At 63.0% G+C, this 19,616-nt stretch carries 20 protein-coding genes and 1 tRNA gene; 16 read left to right on the forward strand and 5 right to left on the reverse strand.

Annotation, left to right across the window (positions count from 1 at the left end; genetic code table 11):
* The first annotated feature begins 22 nt into the window (after positions 1-22).
* Positions 23-922, forward strand: coding sequence for a DMT family transporter (locus ACR9Y6_RS03405; RefSeq protein ID WP_481279997.1), 900 nt, complete (start codon positions 23-25; stop codon positions 920-922).
* A 78-nt stretch (positions 923-1,000) separates the two neighbouring features.
* Complete coding sequence (locus ACR9Y6_RS03410; protein WP_481279998.1) at positions 1,001-2,635, forward strand: serine hydrolase; 1,635 nt, start codon at positions 1,001-1,003, stop codon at positions 2,633-2,635.
* A 6-nt stretch (positions 2,636-2,641) separates the two neighbouring features.
* Here ACR9Y6_RS03410 and ACR9Y6_RS03415 read toward each other — a convergent pair whose 3' ends face one another.
* Positions 2,642-5,056 carry a DUF3772 domain-containing protein gene (locus ACR9Y6_RS03415; protein ID WP_481279999.1) on the reverse strand — a complete coding sequence of 805 codons (2,415 nt, stop codon included), beginning with the start codon at positions 5,054-5,056 and terminating at the stop codon, positions 2,642-2,644.
* A 160-nt stretch (positions 5,057-5,216) separates the two neighbouring features.
* Here ACR9Y6_RS03415 and tpiA point away from each other — a divergent pair, with 160 nt between their 5' ends.
* The 11 genes from tpiA to ACR9Y6_RS03470 all read left to right on the forward strand — a co-directional run bounded on the left by tpiA (position 5,217) and on the right by ACR9Y6_RS03470 (position 14,049).
* Positions 5,217-5,966 carry a triose-phosphate isomerase gene (tpiA, locus tag ACR9Y6_RS03420; protein ID WP_481280000.1) on the forward strand — a complete coding sequence of 250 codons (750 nt, stop codon included), beginning with the start codon at positions 5,217-5,219 and terminating at the stop codon, positions 5,964-5,966.
* Between the two features lie 25 nt (positions 5,967-5,991).
* A complete protein-coding gene (secG, locus tag ACR9Y6_RS03425) occupies positions 5,992-6,453 on the forward strand; it encodes a preprotein translocase subunit SecG (protein WP_481280001.1) in 462 nt (153 codons plus the stop codon).
* A 34-nt stretch (positions 6,454-6,487) separates the two neighbouring features.
* Positions 6,488-6,572: transfer RNA gene (locus tag ACR9Y6_RS03430), tRNA-Leu, on the forward strand.
* A 184-nt stretch (positions 6,573-6,756) separates the two neighbouring features.
* A complete protein-coding gene (locus ACR9Y6_RS03435) occupies positions 6,757-7,956 on the forward strand; it encodes a tyrosine-type recombinase/integrase (RefSeq protein ID WP_481280002.1) in 1,200 nt (399 codons plus the stop codon).
* Positions 7,957-8,100: 144 nt separating this feature from the next.
* Positions 8,101-8,397 carry a helix-turn-helix domain-containing protein gene (locus ACR9Y6_RS03440; protein WP_481280003.1) on the forward strand — a complete coding sequence of 99 codons (297 nt, stop codon included), beginning with the start codon at positions 8,101-8,103 and terminating at the stop codon, positions 8,395-8,397.
* A 251-nt stretch (positions 8,398-8,648) separates the two neighbouring features.
* A complete protein-coding gene (locus ACR9Y6_RS03445; protein ID WP_481280004.1) occupies positions 8,649-9,620 on the forward strand; it encodes a hypothetical protein in 972 nt (323 codons plus the stop codon).
* On the forward strand, positions 9,620-9,964 hold the full coding sequence (locus ACR9Y6_RS03450) for a hypothetical protein (RefSeq protein WP_481280005.1): 345 nt from the start codon (positions 9,620-9,622) through the stop codon (positions 9,962-9,964). Before ACR9Y6_RS03445 ends, ACR9Y6_RS03450 begins: the two co-directional genes overlap by 1 nt.
* 223 nt (positions 9,965-10,187) lie before the next feature.
* Positions 10,188-10,394, forward strand: coding sequence for a helix-turn-helix transcriptional regulator (locus tag ACR9Y6_RS03455; protein ID WP_481282682.1), 207 nt, complete (start codon positions 10,188-10,190; stop codon positions 10,392-10,394).
* A gap of 514 nt (positions 10,395-10,908) precedes the next feature.
* On the forward strand, positions 10,909-11,286 hold the full coding sequence (locus ACR9Y6_RS03460) for a hypothetical protein (RefSeq protein ID WP_481280006.1): 378 nt from the start codon (positions 10,909-10,911) through the stop codon (positions 11,284-11,286).
* Positions 11,283-12,197, forward strand: coding sequence for a toprim domain-containing protein (locus tag ACR9Y6_RS03465; protein ID WP_481280007.1), 915 nt, complete (start codon positions 11,283-11,285; stop codon positions 12,195-12,197). The genes ACR9Y6_RS03460 and ACR9Y6_RS03465 overlap by 4 nt, the downstream gene beginning before the upstream one ends.
* Complete coding sequence (locus ACR9Y6_RS03470) at positions 12,181-14,049, forward strand: DUF927 domain-containing protein (RefSeq protein WP_481280008.1); 1,869 nt, start codon at positions 12,181-12,183, stop codon at positions 14,047-14,049. The genes ACR9Y6_RS03465 and ACR9Y6_RS03470 overlap by 17 nt, the downstream gene beginning before the upstream one ends.
* Positions 14,050-14,194: 145 nt before the next feature.
* Here ACR9Y6_RS03470 and ACR9Y6_RS03475 read toward each other — a convergent pair whose 3' ends face one another.
* Positions 14,195-14,989: a hypothetical protein gene (locus ACR9Y6_RS03475; protein WP_481280009.1), complete on the reverse strand. Its 795-nt coding sequence runs from the start codon at positions 14,987-14,989 to the stop codon at positions 14,195-14,197.
* Between the two features lie 553 nt (positions 14,990-15,542).
* A complete protein-coding gene (locus ACR9Y6_RS03480) occupies positions 15,543-15,929 on the reverse strand; it encodes a Rossmann-fold NAD(P)-binding domain-containing protein (RefSeq protein WP_481280010.1) in 387 nt (128 codons plus the stop codon).
* On the opposite strand from ACR9Y6_RS03480, the gene ACR9Y6_RS03485 reads away from it, so the two are divergent.
* Positions 15,928-16,560: a cation efflux transmembrane domain-containing protein gene (locus tag ACR9Y6_RS03485; RefSeq protein ID WP_481280011.1), complete on the forward strand. Its 633-nt coding sequence runs from the start codon at positions 15,928-15,930 to the stop codon at positions 16,558-16,560. The two genes, ACR9Y6_RS03480 and ACR9Y6_RS03485, sit on opposite strands and share 2 nt — an antisense overlap.
* A 14-nt stretch (positions 16,561-16,574) precedes the next feature.
* On the opposite strand, the gene ACR9Y6_RS03490 is transcribed toward ACR9Y6_RS03485, so the two are convergent.
* The gene (locus tag ACR9Y6_RS03490; RefSeq protein WP_481280012.1) at positions 16,575-16,925 is read right to left on the reverse strand and encodes a UBP-type zinc finger domain-containing protein; all 351 of its coding nucleotides are present in this window, start codon (positions 16,923-16,925) and stop codon (positions 16,575-16,577) included.
* Between the two features lie 81 nt (positions 16,926-17,006).
* Positions 17,007-17,282 (reverse strand): hypothetical protein, encoded by a 276-nt coding sequence (locus ACR9Y6_RS03495; RefSeq protein WP_481280013.1) that lies wholly within the window; start codon positions 17,280-17,282, stop codon positions 17,007-17,009.
* A gap of 152 nt (positions 17,283-17,434) precedes the next feature.
* Between ACR9Y6_RS03495 and ACR9Y6_RS03500 the strand changes: the two genes are divergently transcribed.
* Together ACR9Y6_RS03500 and ACR9Y6_RS03505 are read left to right on the forward strand one after the other, a co-directional pair.
* A complete protein-coding gene (locus ACR9Y6_RS03500) occupies positions 17,435-17,794 on the forward strand; it encodes a DUF1304 domain-containing protein (protein WP_481280014.1) in 360 nt (119 codons plus the stop codon).
* 81 nt (positions 17,795-17,875) lie between these two features.
* Complete coding sequence (locus ACR9Y6_RS03505) at positions 17,876-19,588, forward strand: patatin-like phospholipase family protein (protein WP_481280015.1); 1,713 nt, start codon at positions 17,876-17,878, stop codon at positions 19,586-19,588.
* The last annotated feature ends 28 nt before the right edge of the window (positions 19,589-19,616 follow it).

The raw sequence follows: 19,616 nt of genomic DNA on the forward strand, positions 1-19,616 counted from the left end.
CTCAGCCACAAGCGAGGTTCGTATGTCCGCCGCCGATAGCCCCATCGAATCCATCGTTTCCGCTGCCGAGAGGGACTGGCGCACGCCGGTGGAGCTTGTCGCCCTCGGCGCCATCTGGGGTGGTTCGTTCCTCTTCATGCGAGTGGCGGCCAAGGATTTCGGGCCGTTTCCCATGGTGGCCACGCGCTTGCTGTTCGGCTCGGTGATCCTGTTGCCCTTGCTGTTGCGCGCCCGCAAGACGATCCGTGCCGCCCACCTGTGGAAGATGCTGGTGTTGGGCGCGCTCAGCGCGGCCATCCCCTTCACCTTGTTCGCCTGGGGTGCCGAGCGGGCACCGGCAGGCATCGGCGCCATCGCCAATAGCATGACGGTCCTGTTCGCCGCCCTGGTGGCCTTTATCGGTTTTGGTGAAAAGATCGGCACACGCAAGGCGATCGCGCTCGTGGCGGGCTTCGTCGGTGTCGTGGTGTTGGCCAGTGGCCGCACCGCGGGGGAAAACGTCGCGCCCGCGGCGCTCGCCGGTGCCGCCGCGTCGTTCTGTTATGGCCTGGCGGCCAACCTCATCAAGAAGTACCTGTCGGATATCGCGCCCACCGCCGTGGCGGCGGGTTGCCTGCTGGGCGCGACCATCCTGATGGCTCCGCTGGCCCTGCTTACATGGCCTGACGCGCCCATTCCGACGAACTCGTGGCTCTCGGTCATCGCGCTGGGCGTGGTCTGCACGGGACTCGCCTATGCCTTCTACTTCCGCCTCATCCAGCGTATCGGCGCACCCCGTGCCGCCACGTCGACCTACCTCGTGCCCTTGTTCGGCGTGGGCTGGGCGTGGATGTTCCTCGGTGAAGCGCTCACGCCGACCATGGCGCTGGCGGGCGCGATCATCCTTGGCAGCGTGATCCTGAGCCAGAAGCGCTCGGCGTGAGTCGGCGATCGGCGAGCCCTTCCGCCGGGGCTCGCGACGTGGAATAGTCCCGGCACCTCATCCGCCACCGGACATGACATGCCGCGTCTTCGCCACCTCCTCGCCTTCGGCGTCACCAGTTTCGTCTTCGCCCTGGCCGCGCACGCGCAAGACGCGGCGACGACACCCAGCGCCGGTAGCGCTGACGCGCGTCCGACCGCCCTGGCCGACTTCGATGCTTACGTGGACGCCACGCGCAAGCAGTTCGACGTGCCGGGTATCGCGGTGGCGATCGTCAAGGACGGCAGGGTGGTGCTGGAGATGGGCTCGGGCGTGCGCAAGCTCGGCGAACCGGCCAGGGTGGACGCGCATACGCAGTTCGCGATCGCATCGAACACCAAGGCCTTCACCGCCGCCTCGCTGGCGATCCTCGCCGACGAGCACAAGCTCGACATGAGCGACCGCGTGATCGATCGCCTGCCGTGGTTCCAGATGTCCGATCCGTACGTGACGCGCGAAATGCGCGTGCGCGACCTGCTCGCCCATCGCAGCGGACTCAGCCTGGGCGCGGGCGACCTGCTGTACTGGCCGGCCACCTCGTATTCCACGAAGGAAGTCGTGCAGCGGTTGCGCTACGTGCCGCTGGCCAACAGTTTCCGTGCCGGCTACGCCTACGACAACATCCTCTTCGCCGTGGCGGGGCTGGTGATCGAGCAGGTGTCGGGCAAGCCATGGGCCGACTTCGTGCGCGAGCGCATCTTCGTGCCGCTCGGCATGACCGAATCGCAGTCGCACGCACCCGACAGCATCGGCCCGAACGACGACATCGCCACGGGCCACGCGAAGTTCGACTTCAAGGACCTGAAGCCGGTGGCGGCGATGTCGTGGAGCAACAACCCCACGGCGGGCGGCATCTACACCAGCGTGCACGACCTGTCCAAGTGGATGAACATGCAGCTGGCCGGTGGCAAGTACACCGATGCCTCCGGCAAGGAGCAACGCCTCTTCAGCGAGAAGCGCCAGGCCGAGATGTGGTCGTTGATCACTCCCATCGCCATCTCCGAACCCAATGTTCCCGAGCTCAAGGCGGCGAAGCCCAACTTCTACGGTTACGGCGAAGGCTGGTTCGTCTCCGACTACCGCGGGCACAAGCTCGTCTGGCATACCGGCGGCTGGCCCGGCATGGTGTCGCGCCTGACCCTCGTGCCCGACCTCAAGCTCGGCATCGTCGTGCTGACCAATCAGGAAAGCGGCGCCGCGTTCCAGGCGGTGACGATGCGCGCGCTCGATGCATACATGGACGCGCCGAAGACGGATTGGATCGCGGCGTACGCGGCCAGCGTCAAGAAGATGGAAGGCGACGCCGACGACAGCATGAAGAAGCACGAAGCGGCGCGTGCGAAAGGCTCGAAGCCCTCGTTGCCGCTGGAGGGCTATGCCGGCACCTACCGCGATCCCTGGTATGGCGATGTCACCGTGGCGAAGCAGGGTGGCAAGCTGGTGATGACCTTCACCAAGACGGCGCAACTCACCGGCACGCTGGAGCCGTGGCAGCACGATACCTTCATCGCCCGCTGGAATGACCGATCGCTCAACGGAGACGCCTTCGTGAACTTCGCGCTCGATCCGGACGGCAAGGTGCGCGAGGTGCGGATGGAGCCGGTGTCGCCCCTCACCGACTTCAGCTTCGATTTCCAGGACCTGCGCCTGGCCCCCGTCGAGGCTTCGAAGTAAGGTCCGTCAGCTCGCCGGGTCCGGATCGGTCGATGCCTTCGGCGCGCCCTCGCCGGTGGGGCCGAGCAGGTCGCCCATGTTGCCGCCCGAGCGCAGCACGAGATCCTGTGGCCGCAGCAGGGGGATCTCGGCGCCGCGCAGCCGCGCGATGACATCGAACAGGAGGTCGCTCTTCACGGCGCCCACATCGCGTGGGCTTCCCACGTAGCACGTGGCGACGAACGTCATCGCCGTACGGTCGATGTTGTCGAGCGTGACGGAGGCCGCGGGCGTCTCCTGTACCGACGCGTGCGCATGCATGGCCTCCAGCATGTGCTCGCGTACGTCCACCGGATCGCTGTCGAGCGGCATGGGCAGCTTGATCAGCACGCGGCCTTGCGGGTTGGCCATCGTCATGTTGCGCACGGGCTTGGTGATGAACGACGAGTTCGGCACGATGATGGTCGAGCGGTCGGCCACCTGGATCTCGGTGGCGCGCACGTTGATGCGGCGGATATCGCCTTCCGCATCGTCCAGTACCACCCAGTCGCCGACCTTCACCGGCCGCTCCGCGAGCAGGATCAGGCCGGAGATGAAGTTCTGCACGATCGCCTGCAGGCCGAAACCGATGCCCACCGAGAGCGCGGAAGCCACCCAGGTCACGTTCTGCACGGAGAGGCCCATCGCCAGCAGGGCGATCGCCACCACGATGACGATGCCGACGTAGCCGAGGAGGGTGGTGAGCGAACTGCGCATGCCCGGGTCGAGGTTCGTCCTGGGCAGGTATTGTTCGGACATCCAGTTCTTCACCACTCGCACGGCCAGCAGGCCGAGGAAGAACAGTGCGATCGAGGTGATGATCTGGCTGGGCTTCAGTTCGACGTCGTAGATCTTCAGTGACTGCAGCTTGCTGCCGAGCGTGAGGAGGTCGGTCGCGCCGGTGCCGAAACCGGACATGACGGCGGTGATGCCGAACAGGAAAAGGCCCAGGCGGACCACACCCGAAAGCAATACGCCGGCCTGGTCGAGCAGCCTGGGGTGGGTGCCGAAGATCGCCTGCGCGCGGGCGCTCATCGGACCCTTTTCGGAAAGCAGCGTTTCGAACAGGTCGTCGACCAGGCGCATGGCGAGATACGTCGCGGCGATCACGATCGCCGTCCAGACCACCTGGCCGGCCATGAAGGAGGCGAACGAGATGAAGCCGGTCAGCAAGGCGATCCACGACGCGACGATGGCGATCCATGCCGCCGCGATGAGCACGCTGGCCCAGATGGGCCGGGGCGCGGGCGGCGTGCCGTCTTCGTCGTGATGGTGCGTGCGTCCCAGCCGCAGCAGCGCCAGCGCGCTGAGCGCGGTGAAGACGATCGCCTGCAGGCTGCTGGTGAGCACCGTGGCGGCGAGGCTGGTACCGATCGTGTGGTTCAACTGTTTGAGGAAGTAGAACAGCACGACCGCCAGCGAGATCAGCATCGGGAAGCGGCGCAGGTCGATGGCGGTCTGGTCGGGAATGGCCGGCAGGCGCCATGACGGCCGCTTCGCCGAGATCAGCGACCTGCCGAGGCCGGCGATGAAGGCGCCGAAGAAGACGAGTTGCACGATCGTGCGCGCGATCTCGTCGGTCTCCTGGCTGAAGGTGTCGTTCCAGTTCAGGCCCAGGTAAAGCAGTTGCGTGCCCAGGCCGGTGGTGAGCGTGGAGGTGAGGGCGATGCCGAGGATCAGCGCCGAGCGTCGCAGCCTTCCGGGCGGCATGCGGTTGGCGGTCAGGTGGCGCACCCGGTGTTCGATGTAGAAGCGGACACCGGTCATGAGCAGCAGGCCGAGCAGCGCGCAGGTGATCAGGGCCGTGCGGTTGCCGACGTTCCAGCTGGCGGCGACGTCGGTCTTCACCGCGCCGGCGAAGTCGCGCAGGTTGGCGGCGTCGCGAGGAAAGGCCGCCGCCGGCTCCGACCAGAACGGCCGCGACAACGGCGAGTTCGTGCGTTGCGAGATGAGTTCCTGGAAGCGGATGCGGCGCAGGTCGGAAAGCTGGTTCGCCGTCTGCTGGGCTTCGAGCGCGATGCCGTCAGCCTGTTTGACCTGCGCATCCACGGTGTCGAACGCCTTCTGCGCGTCCTTCCTCGTGGCGGCGAGTTCCGGGTCCTCCTTGGTGCCGGCGGCTGGCGGCGGCCCCAACTGGTCGAGCCGGGCCTTCGCCGCGTCCCGGCTCTGCTGCAGGGACGCGGATAGTTTCTGCGCGTCGCCCGCGACGTCGCCGGACTTGCCGCGCAGGTCGTCGATGATCGAATCGGTGATCTTGTCGTCCTTCATCCCCTTCTCGATCTGGTCGAGGCGGCCGCGCAGGCCGTCGATCTGCTGCGAGGGACCGGAATCGTCCGTCTGCGCGAACGCGCCGCCGGAGCCGGCGAGGAGGAGGGCGATGAAGAGGATTCTCAGGATATGCATGAAGGGATCATCGGAGCCGCTGTCGACCAGGTCAAATGCCCGATGCATGCGTTACCCTCGGTGAACGGCGCGTGCGGCGCCTTCCATGCGGCAATGCAGCTTTGCCGCGGAAGGTGCCGCCGTTATCCTGCCGCCCCTTTCTCCACGCCTGGAATGTCCCATGCGCAAGAAGCTGGTCGCCGGTAACTGGAAGATGCATGGCTCCCGCGCCATGGCCGACGCCCTGGTCAGGGAGATCGTCGAGAACCGGCCGGACGGCGTGGACGTCGTCGTCTTCCCGCCCGATGTGTACCTGGACGGCCTGGCGCGCGAGTACGGCGACCGTGGCCTGGGCTTCGGTGCGCAGGACCTTTCGGAGCACCACGTGCAGGGCGCCTATACCGGCGAGATAGCGGGCGACATGTTGCGCGACGTGGGTGCCCGGTGGGTCCTGGTGGGCCATTCCGAGCGGCGCCAGTACCAGCACGAAAGCGACGCGTTGCTGGCGAAGAAGTTCGAGGCGGCATGCAAGGCCGGGCTCACGCCGATCCTCTGCGTGGGGGAAACCCGTGAGGAGCACGAGGAGGGCAGGGCCGAGGAGGTGATCGGCCGCCAGCTGGCCGCGGTGCTGGAGCACAACGGCATCGGCGCGTTCCGCGAGGCGGTGATCGCCTACGAACCGGTCTGGGCCATCGGTACGGGGCTGACGGCGACCCCGGCGAAGGTGCAAAAAATTCATGCCTTCATCCGTAGCCAACTGGCAAAAAAGGATGCTAATATCTCGCTCCTGACCCGGGTGCTTTACGGCGGAAGCGTCAAGCCGGCCAATGCGGCCGAACTTTTCGCCCAACCGGACGTGGACGGGGGACTCATCGGTGGCGCCGCCCTGGTGGCTCCCGATTTCCTGGATATATGCGCCGCGGCGCGATAATCGCGACACGGCAAACCAAGAAGACATGTTCATTCTCTTCAGCGTTTTCTATATCCTGATCGCCGCGGCGATGATCGTGCTGATTCTCATGCAGCGCGGTGCTGGCGCGGAGGCAGGTTCCGGCTTCGGTGGCGGTGCTTCCGCCACGGTGTTCGGTGCGCGTGGCTCGTCGAGCTTCATGACCCGCGCCACGGCCGTCCTCGCAGCCCTGTTTTTCTTGCTCAGCCTCGGCATGGGCATCTACCTCGGTCGCTCGGGCAATCCCCAGCCGGCCGCGGATCTTGGCGTGATGTCCGGCGTTACCACGCCGGCCGCTCCCGCCAATAACGCTCCGGTGACCCCGGCCGCGTCGGACGTGCCCCGCGCACCCGCCGCCGCCAATGGTGACACCCCGGCCGCCACGGCGCCGGCTCCGGCAGCGAACAACGATGTTCCGGCCCCGACGCAGGACGCCACCAAGGCTCCCGCCGAACCGGCCAAGAAGTAAGGCAGCGACACACGCGACACGCTGTAAAAGTTATGCCCAGGTGGCGGAATTGGTAGACGCACTACCTTGAGGTGGTAGCGGCTTAGGCTGTGGGGGTTCGAGTCCCCCCTTGGGCACCATAGGAAGGTTTCGCAACGTTGCATGATGTTGCAAAACCGCAGAAAAACCCGCTACTTAGCGGGTTTTTTTGTGCCCGAAGGTTTCCCATGGTTGCATGGTGTTTCTTGAAATTACATCAGGGATGGGGGTATATCTGGGGGTAGGACGGCGTACCCCCACGCCAGTGACGGCTCGATACCCCCAATGCCCCTTACCGATCTAGCAATCAAAAAGCTTAAACCTGCCGAAAAGACTCAGAAGGTCTCGGACGGTGGAGGGCTCTACCTACAGTTGAACCCGAATGGGTCCAAACTGTGGCGGTTGAAGTACCGCTTTGGTGGCAAGGAGAAGCTTCTCGCCCTTGGCGCCTATCCGGGCGTCTCCTTGGCTGCGGCCCGCGACGGCATGATTGACGCTAAGCGTCGCCTAGCCGCAGGAGCGGACCCTGGCGCCGAGCGGAAGGCTGCAAAGATGGCCGACGCCGCGCCGGATGCTGACGCTTTACCTACCTTCCGGGTTGTGGCGGATGCCTGGGCAAACCGCCAAGCGGTCGCCCCGGTCACAGCCATGAAGACCCAGTGGATTTTCGATACCTTCCTGTACCCCGATTTGGGCCATCGTCCAATTCGGGACATCACCGCGCGCGAGTTGCTGGCCGTGCTCCGTAAGATTGAGGAGGCGGGCAAGCTGGAAACGGCTAAGAGGGCCAAGATTAAGGCCGGTCAGGTCTTCCGATACGCAATCATCGAAGGACTTGTGGATTCCGATCCCTCGACGAGCCTGCGTGGTGCTCTCAAGCCGCCGAAAGCAAAGCACCACGCCGCGGTAACTGATCCGGTACGAATCGGGGAACTTCTCAGGGCTATTGATGGATTTGTAGGTCAGCCAGTGACACAGGCGGCGTTGCGGCTCGCGCCACTGGTATTCGTCAGGCCGGGGGAGCTTCGGCACGCCGAGTGGGCGGAACTGGACCTGGACGGCGCCGTTTGGCGCATTCCGGCTGAGAAAATGAAGATGAAGGCCGCTCATCTGGTGCCGCTTTCGCGACAGGCAATCGAGATTCTGCGGGGGCTTAAGCCGCTTACCGGCGCGGGCAGGTATGTCTTTCCGGGGCTTCGCACGGGGTCACGTCCGATGTCCGAGAACACGATTACCGCTGCCCTCCGGAGGATGGGGTACTCCGGGGACGAGATGACCGGACACGGATTCCGCAGCACGGCGGCCACCCGTCTAAACGAAATGGGGTGGAATGCAGATGCCATCGAGCGTCAGCTCGCGCACGCGGAATCGAATAAAGTCCGGGAGGCGTACACGCATGCCGCTCAGTACCTCGATGACCGCAAACGGATGATGGCGGCGTGGGCTGACTATCTTGATGGGCTGCGTTTGCAACAGGCTGCATAACGAGCGCGCTACGTAGGTGTTCCAAATGTTCCAGTGTTCCACTTTTTGGAATACCTCTCAATTTAAGGCATCTAGGCAAGAATCGTTCGGTGTTCCGCGCGTCCCGCTATCTTGTTCCCGTGTTCCATTTCGGGAGAGTCCTGCATGGTGATCGAGTCCGCAGATGTCACTCTCGGCTTAGAAGAAGCTGCCGCGTTTCTCAGGCTTGGCGTGGAATCTATGAAACGCCTGATCGATGATGGTGTGATTCCCGCTGTTCGACTGAACCAAAAGCACACGGTGCTCCTGCGCAGCGAGCTAATCGCGTTCGTCCGTGATGAAGGCCGAAAGCAGGCCGAAGCGCGGCGAGTTGCGGCAATGCCCCTATTGCCGCGACAGCGACCGTCAGGCCGACGCAAACGGCAGCTACCTGACCTTAGTCGTTACGACGGTCTTATCTGACCCCCTTCAAGAATGGGTCCTCCCTCGACCCCCACCCCCTGCGGCGTCCGTGACACCGCGAGATTTCATGTGTGGGTGGGCTTCGAAAGTGACTTTTTTGTTTACGTACATGTGCGTGCACGTCGTTTCTGAAGGGGTGATGCGATGTCTCAGTAATAAAAAAGCTCGAAGACACGAGTTCATGAGCGCATGGAGGCGCAGTCCAAAACCGGAAATTCCCATAGAGGAACCCAGTGTTCGGCCGAACAACAATGCGTCACCTCAACACGGTGCAGCAAAGCATGAGTCAATCGGCCCAACACAACCTCGCAGCGGCGATCGAAGCCGCCGGCCGCGCGTCCGCATACGCGCTGCACGCACGCTCAGGCGAATCGGAGCCGCGGATTACGCCGAAACCGGCAGTTGAAGCGACTTGCATCAACTTGCGTGAAATGCACGTTCTCGCTTCAGCCGTTTCCACGGCGCATGCCACCATATACGCCGAAGTGCCTGTCGTCGAGCACCGCCCGAAGTCGATGTCTGTTGATGCAGCGGTGATTGCTGCATCGCTGGTAGCCGGTGCGGGCACGTCCGTAATCATTGCGGCGGAACGGAACGCTGCGCAAAATGGAGTCGTTCCCGTGTTTTACCGGGACGCTGGTTTGTTCCGGGTCGTCGAGCCGGCGCCCTTCCGTTTGATCGCCGACGGTAGTTCGGCCGATAGGCAGCCGGCCCCATGGAGCCAGGCACGTATCTCGTGGGATGCTGCCCCGAGTGCGGCGTTTCGGACCACGTTTTCACGCCGCGAGCAGAAGGACGTCGGCGGCGCAGAACTCGTCGAGAACGTCCTTGGTGCCATTGTTCGCGGGTTGGCAGTGGAGGCGGACCGGACCGTACTAAACGCAATTGAACTGGCAGCCCGTCCTACGTTCACGCTCGCACAAGCAGCGGCGCGTGGTCTTCGGTTTGCCGACCTGGCGGGGTTTGCCGGAACGCGCGGGAATGGTGCGTACGTTGATGCGACTGGCTCGCTTAGGGTGGCCGGCATTAAAGCAGAGCTGACGCCGGGTTGCGAAGCGACCATTGTAGGCGCATTCGATCGCGCGGCCGTCGCTATCCACCCGGAGGTGGTCGTTCACATCGAGCGTCTTAACGCCTACGGTGACCTCAACATCACTGTTTTCGCGAGCATTCAGGCCATCGTTCCCGATCCGTCTGCTTTTTGGACAGTGGCGGCCGAGTGATGAAGCTCCTACGAAACATCTTCTCCAGGCGTGTCGCGAAGGCAGCCGCGACAGCTAGTGACGTCCTGCCGTTCGACGTGTACGCGGCAATCGGAGCAGCGTCGATCCATGTGCGCGGTGACGAGCGTCCGCCTGTCGTGGTGCTCAGTGATGGCCGTTCCCTGACCATGAAGTCGAATCTCAAGGAACAACTTTCGTCGATGTTCCCCAGCCTTTGCGGTGAACAGATCACTACGGCCGAGCGTTTTCTCAAAAATCGCGTGGTTGCGAATCGGGTAATGCGCTTTGAACTCGATCAATTTGATAGTGCGCCCCGCAAGCGATGGAGTGCTAAGGAATGGTGAGTGGAGAGACCAAGCGGGTGGCGGCACCTTTGCCCGACGATGTTTATCAGGCGCTAGTTCGCTTCCAGCGGCACCTCGAAAGCACGACGAGCCTTAAGGTCTCGCTTGCCAGCGCTGCCACTATAGCCGTGCAAGCCGGGCTGAAAGTCCTCAACGAAGCGACCGAATAACCGACTGTGGCGTGCGGGCGATCAGCGACGCCCGCACGCGTCTGGAATTAATGATGCACACTGAAGAAACAAACGACGCCTACCTCAGGTTGTCACAGATTGTCCCGGCGATCCTTCCTGTAAGCCGTGTAACCATTTGGCGGTGGGTCAAAGCGGGACGGTTCCCCGCTCCTCTGAAGCTCGGTGACAAGGTAGTGGTATGGAAGGTATCGGCAGTTCGCGAGTGGATGGCGAATAGCGGAAAAGGTGCGTCCGCATGACTACTGAGTTTGTCTCTCGTGGTCGCAGGAAGTGCCCGCTTAACCAGTGTCGCTCGCTAGCCGAGGAGCTTGAGCGGATGACCAGCTATGGAGCGGAATTGCTCCGCTCGCGCACTGAGCATCTAACGCAAGCCGACGCAGATGCATTCCATGTTCGGATTGAAGCGGTCAAGACGGCGGTGCGGGCCTCGCTCCGTCACATTGAGGACGACCTCAGGTCTATTGAACGCAACGCCACGGAGAAACGCTCTTGACTATGGCCTGGGAGATGAGCGAACCTACGCCCGCAGCCGCAAATTCGGCAGCCAGGCGTGAGAACCTGAATCCACGAAGGCGCAACGCGCCGCAATGGCGCTTTTTTATTGCGTCACGCCCGAGTTTTTATGATGGGCGTGCAGGGCAGGCTTCGGCCTGGCCGGGTTCCTTTGTGTCCGGTTTCTCACCCCTGCACGTCCGTCACCCTCTGTGTGAGACCAGGGGATGGCGGTTCCACATCGCAAAGGAACCTAATCAAATGAATCACCTCACTGTCCGCCTCTCTCCGACCGCTCAGGCTGCTAACTTCGACCGCGACGTGAAGCAGAAGATCGCTGAGGCGTTTGCCGTCTTGGCCCTGGCGCGCCATCCGAGCACGAACATTCCTGTGTTTGCCGTGGCGGTCGATGCTATCGAGCAAGCGGTAGTGGCATTGACGTTTGTCTACCGCGACGACTCCGGAGACGGCGAAATTGCCCTTCTCTGCGGGCTACTTCAGCGAGCCAAAGCCTTGGTATGCGTCGCTCGCGACGCAGGAAACACCGAATTCGAAGCTCGGGCTATTCCCGTGGTCATCGATCTTGCGCGCTCCTATTTGTCCGACATCGCCGAAATGTTCGGGGAGGGCCGTGAGTGAGTGGTCTCGATTTGGCCGTAGTGGCGGCGGAAATGTCGAAGGCAGGCGTGATTGTCGCCGAGCCTGATCAGCTACGTACTGACGGCGTGCTCTGCCGCTTTAGCACGAACGCTCATGACAAATATCGCCGTCGACGCGACGGGTGGGCGGTGATTTTTGCCGATGGGCCGCGGCCGGTTGTTGCGTTTGGGGACTGGTCGCGAGGTATTTCCGAGAGCATCGTCATCGGCGGCGGAACCCGGTTAAGTCCGGCGGAGCGAGAACGTCAACGTATCGCCGTAGAGCAGTCGAAGGCGACCCGAGCATATGAACTCCGCCGTCGCCACGCGTTCGCCGCGGTAGATGCAGGCCGGATGTGGTCGCAGGCCGGTGAGGCGAGCGCGGATCACCCGTATCTGGCTAGGAAGGGCGTCGATGCTAAGGGAGTCCGTGACTATCATGGGGCCATCCTCGTACCGATGCGTGATTCGAAAGGTTCAATCCTGAACGTGCAAAGGATTCGCGCCGATGGGCAAAAGCGATTCCTTCGTGGTGGTCGCGTCAGTGGTCTATATGCATCGATCGGAACCGCCGGTGAGCACATCCTTCTTTGCGAAGGTTGGGCTACCGGTAAGTCGCTACACGCGGTGACGGCTTTGCCCGTCGCAGTGGCCTTTTCGTCGGGGAACCTCTATTCGGTGGCTGTTGAGCTGCGACGGAAGTATCCGTTTGTGAGGATTACCGTCTGCGCGGATAACGATGCCAAGCCGGATGGCAGCAACCCAGGAGTCAAAGCCGCAACCGCAGCCGCCATGGCCGTCGCCGGGCATTTAGCCATTCCCCCAAAAATCGGAGATTTCAATGACTTCATCGCCGCAAATGGCGGCCTAGACAACCCGATTGAGGTTCTACCGAGTGAAAGCTTTACATGATGGACCGCCGGCCTTTGGGCTGACGGATATGCTTCCTGGTTTCCTACTCGACGATGCGAACGGCGACGTACCGAAGAAGACCGCTGCGAGCGTGATGGCTCTAATCGACGGCGCTGAGCAGATGCAGGAAAAAGGCCCACGCTTTGTGGTCATCCGCCGTGGCGGTAACAGGGCCGGCGTGTTCTGGATCGACAGTAAGACGGATGATGAGGGGGTGGAAACCGACCAGGCGCCTCTCTGGATTTGCTCGGCACTCTCGATTGATGCGCTGACGCGAGACGAAGCTGGCTCAGACTGGGGGCGACTCCTGGTCTTCAACGACCGGGATAGCCGTCGGCACCAATGGGCGATGCCATGCGCGATGCTCGCAACGGATGGGGCAGACCTGCGCGCCGAGCTTTTGCGGCAGGGGTTAGACATCTCCAGTAACGCGAAGGCTCGCAAGCTGCTTATCGATTACATCCAGCAGGCTAACCCTCCGGTGACCGCCAGGTGCGTTACTAGGACCGGATGGCACGGGAATTCATTCGTTCTACCTAAGGAAACCTTCGGAGACTCATCGGCGGAGCCGATAATCTTTCAGACTAGCTCGCCTGATTCGGTTGCGCTCGGCCAAGGCGGCACGTTCGATGGCTGGAGGCAGCGCGTCAGTATTCCTGCCGCGGGTAACTCGCGCCTCGTACTGGCCCTGTCTGCCGCGTTCGCGGGCCCCTGTCTCGGGCTGATCGGTAGCGAAGGCGGTGGCCTACACCTTCGCGGTGGTTCCAGCTTAGGCAAAACGACTGCGGTACTGGTTGCAGCTTCGGTGTATGGACCGCCAGCGTTCATGCGGTCATGGCGGCAGACAGACAACGCGCTCGAAGGCACTGCGTCGCTACATTCGGACCTGATGCTTCCGCTTGACGAAATTGGTCAGCTCGATCCGTCCAAGGCGGGCGCTATCGCCTACCTCCTGGCGAACGGACAAGGGAAAGGGCGAGCGGGGCGCGACGGAACTGCGCGCGCAATTGCAAAATTCCAGCTCATGTTCCTGTCTTCCGGTGAGGTGAGCTTAGGCGACCTGGTTACAGAGTCCGGCGGGACTCGTCGCGCGGGCCAGGAGGTGCGTGTGATTGATCTGGCCGCGGATGCCGGCGCCGGCATGGGTATGTTCGAATCTCTTCCCAACAGCGCGAGCCCTGGAGAGTTCGCCGACCAGCTCAAAGCTGGGGCTGCTTCGCACTTTGGTCACGCACTTCCCGTGTTGCTGAAGTGTCTAACCAATGACCCTGAAGGGTGCCGGATGACACTTCGGAACGAACAGAAGGCGTTCGTCGACATTATCGTGGGTCGTGACGCTGACGGTCAGGTACGACGCGTCGCGCAGCGATTTGCGTTACTTGCGGCGGCTGGCGAGCTTGCTACGTCGTTCGGGATCACGGGGTGGGCCAAAGGCGAGGCTCGTGCGGCAGCCGAGACGTGTTTTGCCGCTTGGCGGAGCTCCCGCGGCACGGATGGCAACAGCGAGCCCGAAGCGCTGCTGTCCCAGGTTAGGGCGTTCTTCGAAGCTCATGGCGAAAGCCGTTTTGAGCCGGAGGGGCGTCAGGACGATCGCATCCCAATCCGGGACCGTGCGGGCTTTCGACGCGGCGGCACAGTGAACGATTCGATCCAGTACTTGGTGATGACGGAAGCATTCAAGACGGTTATTGCCGGTCACAATCGGACGTGGGCCACGGACGTATTGATCAAGGCGGGATGGCTGAAGCCGGCGACGGACGGGAAGGCGGCTCAGTCACTTCGCGTCGATGGGCTGGGAAAGCGCACGCGTCTGTACGTGTTCGACGGTGGTGCGGTCCATTCGGCCGAGTAAGCTGGAACACCGGTGGAACAGGAGTGGGCGGTGTCCGGAACACCGCCTTCTGCGTTTAAGCCATGCAAAAACATGACGTTACATGCGTGGAACACTTGGAACATTTGGAACACGCGAAGACACAGCTATCACCGGCGCATGTGCCCTAGAAAAATGTCGTTGAGGGAACGCCCCAATCGTCTAAAAAGGGTGCATTTTTCTCAGGCCGGCCTTGCACTTCGTAGTCAAACCCGGCCTCTTGGATTGGAAGGCGAGCATCGATATATGACTTCTGCATCGGTGAGAGTCCTTCAAACCACTCCGGCGATATGGCAAAGTTTTCGCCGTTATCGAAGACCACGTGCAGAATAGTTGACGTTAAGTTCTTCGAACGAAGGACGGAATCGTAGTACGCCCGCGGCGCGCCATTTGCAGTGTCAAGCCAGCTAAAAATCGCTGCTCCCCCGTGCTCCAATGGAATGAGCGAAAACGCTAGCTGAGATGCGTCCGATTCTAAGTCTTCTATTGACTGGAGTTGACGGCCATCTAAGTCGAAGAAAGGCTCAAACGCAAACGCGGCCACCACAGATGGACGCTTCGGGAAGATGACCGCAGCCGTTACCACTCGGTCCCAGCTGCCGGTTAGAAGGTGCTTATCAAACGACGCTTTGAATGCTTCCGCCTCCTCGGTGCCTTTCATCATGCCGGCCTGATAAATCAATGCGTCTTCGGTATAGGCGATCGGCCCCGAAATCCCATGGATAGCGGCTAGGTCCTCCAACTTTGGGTAAGACTCCAGTTGCTTTCGCTTTAGGTAGCACTCTCGGCTTGCTGCTCGGTATGCGAGCTTAAATCGCTGCTCTGGCGTGAAACGGAAAGGCTGATCTTCGATACAAGCAAAGAGCGATTTATCGTGGTCTGCGCAGAAGGCGTGAATGCTAGAGACATCACCGATACCCATGCGCTGAATCTGGAAGGGCCTTTGACCAGGTGCGAATCTCCTCATATTCAAGGCATACACATGCGACTCTTTCGAAATCGGCCGAAGTACATTGCCGACGGCAAGAGTGTGAGCCGCCACTACCCCTCGCCCATGGTCGGCGAATGGTGCAAGGCATGTTCGCTGCTGATATCGCTTACGGAATTCGTCGAAGACGCGAGCAGCAGCCTGGGGGTTGTGGAGATCGCGGAGACTCATAGAGCGCCCTTGGCCTAGAACAGCCAGCATCATACCGGCAGTACTGCGCGAGGAAGGTGGGGGTATAGTTGGGGGTATCTAGAACGCAAGATAGAGAAAAGCCTAGGCTCCAAGCCACTTGCGAGTCCCCCCTTGGGCACCAACAACGGTTTCAGGGAATCTCACCTGATCTCGGAACCACAAAAAACCCCGCTTGATCGCGGGGTTTTTTGTGTCTGCGTTTCAGGTCATCCCATCCGGGCTTCAAAACCCATGTTGCTAGCTATGGTGCCGCCGACGTGGATGGGTGGGACGGTCCGATGACGGGTCGGCGTCGCTACCAGGGTACGGTCCGGCCCAGATAATCCACATAGTGGAGTCCACCGCGTCCCTCATGGGCCTCCATCGTATCGAGCAGGTTCGGAATGCTTTCCTCGATGCTCAAGCGCGCATCGGGACCGCCCATGTCCGTTCGCACCCATCCCGGCGCCATGAGGAGCAAGGTGCGTGGATCGCCGGCGTGCCGCGCGGCGAAGCTACGCATGAACATGTTGAGCGCGGCCTTGCTGCCGCGATAGACCTCGTGGTTGCCGTTGGTGTTGTTGGTCAGACTGCCCTGGCCGGACGACATGAATACGGCATCGACGGCGCATACGGTCGGTTGACTTCCCGCCAGCGAAGGCTTGTAGTCTAGGCATTCCCTTCCCACTGACGGCACGCGCATGCCTTGCTGCGATTGCGAATCCACCGGCGAATCGCTGGCTCGTTCCAGGGCGCAGCGACGCGTGTTGTGGGCGGTGCTCTGCATCAACGTCGTGATCTTCGCTGGCGAGTTCGGTGCGGGTGTATGGGCGGATTCGACGGCGCTCCAGGGTGATTCCCTGGACAGCCTGGGCGATGCCCTGGTTTACGCGGTCAGCCTCGTCGTCGTGGGGCGCTCGTTGCGTTCGCGAGCGGGCGCGGCGCTGATGAAGGGCTTCGTGCAATTACTGTTCGCGGGGCTGGTGCTGGCCGAGGTCGTCCACAAGATAATGGTCGGACCGGCACCTCTGCCGGAGGTGATGGCGGTGGCGGCGAGCCTGGCACTCCTGGGTAACGGCGCATGCCTCGCACTGCTGACGAGGTTTCGTTCCCACGACATCAACATGCGCTCGGTCTGGTTGTGCTCGCGCAACGATGTGATCGGCAATGCAGGCGTACTGGTCACCACGGGCCTCATCGCCTGGACGCATTGGCCATGGCTGGACCTGCTGTTCGGCGGTGCCCTCGCGCTTCTGTTCGCGCGCACCGGCATCCATGTCGTATCCGCCGCGTGGCAGGATTTTCGCTCGCCACGGCCGATCGCGCACGTCTGACGGCGGGTTCCTCGTCAGACGAGCAGGCGCTGCCAGCGTGGAGGGACGCGTCCCTCGGGGCCGGGCACCGGCTGGTCGATCGGGTGGCTATGCGGCGGTGCCAGTGCCGGGCCTTCGAACATGTCGTCGTTACGGTAGTCGTAGAACCAATCCTCGCCCGGCTCGAAGCTCTGGATGATCGGGTGGCCCGTTTCCTGGGCATGCTTGCTGGCGTGCTTGTTGAGCGAGTCGTCGCAGCAACCGATGTGTCCGCATTGGGCGCAGCGGCGCAGGTGGAACCACCAGCTGCCGGCCTGTTCGCATTCGACGCAGCCGGTACCGCTGGGCCGCGCCTTCGGGTCGATTCCGTCACTTTCTGTCGTCATGGGGCATGCTCCGCGGATTTCGCGTCGATCCTACCCCGGCGACGAGGTCGCCCGCTTGTCCCCGCATGCCGTCACGAATGTTCAGAAGAGTTGGCCGGCCCTGCGCATCGCCGTGTGCTGCATACGATCCACCGAACTGGCCAGGGAACGAAGGGCGATCCGCAGTTCCACCGCGTTCGGACAGCCGCAGGCCAGCAGGGATTCGATGCGCTCGGCCGCGTTGGCCACGCTCAGGTGCTCGTGCTGCAAGGCATGGCGGGCCACGTGGTTGGCGCGGAACTGGGCTTCGTCGTAATCGTGGTGCAGCAGAGCCTGGAGCAGCCCGAGGGCCTCCAGAGATATCTCCTGGGCTGCCATGACGTAACGCATCCGGCGATTAAGGACGAATCCCGTGTCCGGCCGCAATCCGCCATCTGGCCTACTCAAGGAATACGCGAAACGTCCGAGGGAGCGCGACAGCCGCATTAACGGCTATCCTGCGCGGCATACCTATCGACGCAGGACAGCGCATGACCCTCGCCGCCACCGTGCTCACCGTGCTGGTGCTCCTGATCCACGTGTACATCGTGATCCTGGAAATGGTCCTGTGGCGCAGTCGCGGGCCGAAGGTCTTCGGGATCACCGAGCAGTTCGCCCGTGACAGCGCCGCGCTGGCCTCCAACCAGGGCCTGTACAACGGGTTCCTGGTGGTGGCGCTGCTGCTGGGCTTGAGCCTGCGCGAACCCTTCGCCACGGCCTTCCTGTTCTACGGCCTGGGTTGCGTGGTAGTGGCCGGCGTATGGGGCGGGCTGACCGCCAGCCGGCGCATCCTCTACGTGCAGGCCTTGCCCGCCGCCCTCGCGCTGGCAGCGCAATGGCTCGCCCGCTGATACGCGGAAACGTGGCGACGATCGGGGTTTGAGCGAGGGCGTTCGCGGATAATCCCGCAGGACCCATCGACGGGAGCGGGCATGCCCGACACCGATCTTCCCCTCGCGCACCCGGACATCACGCCACCGCCGCGCGAGCGCACGTTCGAACTCGGCCTCGCCCTTGCCGGGGCGGTCTCCGGTGGGGCCTACGCCGCCGGGGTGCTCGACTTCCTGTATGAGGCGCTGGACCGCTGGTACGCGGCGAAGGATGCCGGCTTGCCCGTGCCGGACCATGACGTGTTGTTGCGCGTGGTTTCCGGGGCATCGGCGGGCAGCATCAATGGCGTGATCTCGGCGGTGGCGCTGCCCTACGCTTTTCCTCATGTGCATGCCTCGGAAGGCGAGGCGGCGGTGGCCAATCCCTTCTACGACGCCTGGGTGAAGCGGGTGGACATCCGCCACTTCCTCGGCACGAACGATCTCGCGGACAAGGACCAGCCGATCGCCTCGCTGCTGGATACGCGCTGCCTGGACGAGATCGCCGCGAACGCGCTGCGCTTCCAGGGTGAGCCGCGGGCGCGACGGTACATCGCGAATCCGCTGAAGTTCGTCTTCACGGTCACCAACCTGCGTGGAGTGCCTTATGCGGTGCCTTTCGCCGGCAATGGCGCGCAGGCGGGCCACGGCATGGTGGCGCATGAGGACTATCTCCGTTTTTCCGTCGACACGGGCCAGGGCATCTACGACCGGGCCTGGCAGTATCCCGACGACCTCTACGTGACGCATCCCAAGCATCTTCCCGACCGGGGCTGGAACGCCTTGATGACCGCCGCGCTCGCATCCGCGGCATTTCCCGGCGGCTTGCGCCACCGCGAGGTGGAGCGGCGCTGGAGCGACTACCTTCAACGCAGCGTCGTGATTCCCGACGAGCGAGGGATGTCGCGCGTGGTGGCCATCCAGCCGAAGCGGGACGTGCTCGACCGGGGCTCCGCCACCTATCGCTTCGTGGGTGTCGATGGCGGCGCGATGGACAACGAGCCGTTCGAACTGGCCAGGACCGAGCTGGCGGGCATGCTCGGCCGCAATCCGCGCAGGGGCGACCAGGTGAACCGCATCGTGCTGATGGTGGACCCGTTCCCCGAACCGGACGATCTCGGCCCCGAATACGCGGCACCGCTCAACGTCGTCGGTGCGCTCGCCGCCCTCTTCGCATCCTGGAAGCAGCAGGCCCGGTTCAAGCCCCGGGAGATCGCCCTCGCGATGGACGACGCCGTGTATAGCCGCTTCCTCATCGCGCCGACCCGTTCGTCGGCGGACGGCTCCGTGCGCTGGCTGGGTGGGCGCGCGGTGGCGGCGGGAGCGCTGGGAGGCTTCTCCGGGTTCTTCGCCGAGGCCTATCGCCGCCACGACTTCCTGCTGGGCCGGCGCAATGCGCAACGTTTCCTCGCCGAGCATTTCCTGGTTCCCGCCGGGAATCCCATCGTCGCCTCCTGGACCGCCGATCCCGCCATGGCCGGTTACCTGCGGACGCGCGACGGTGTTCTCCATGCGCCGGTCATTCCGCTGGTCGCGGAGTGCGATCCGGCCCGGCGCGAGGATTGCCTGCCGGACTGGCCCAAGGGCGCGTTCGATCCCGCGACCCTCATGCCGGCGATAGGAAAGCGCATGGATGCGCTCTATGCCGTCGCCACCGACAAGTGGAAGGACAAGCTGCTGACCTGGCTGGCATGGCATACCTATGCCCGCCGGAAGCTGCTTGCCCTGGCTTCGCGCCGGCTCGTGGATGCCTTGCGCAAGCACGACCTCTGGTGAGGAAAAACCTGCCGAAATCGTGCGCTTA

The organism is Luteibacter sp. TLI7-4A, from assembly GCF_056754745.1.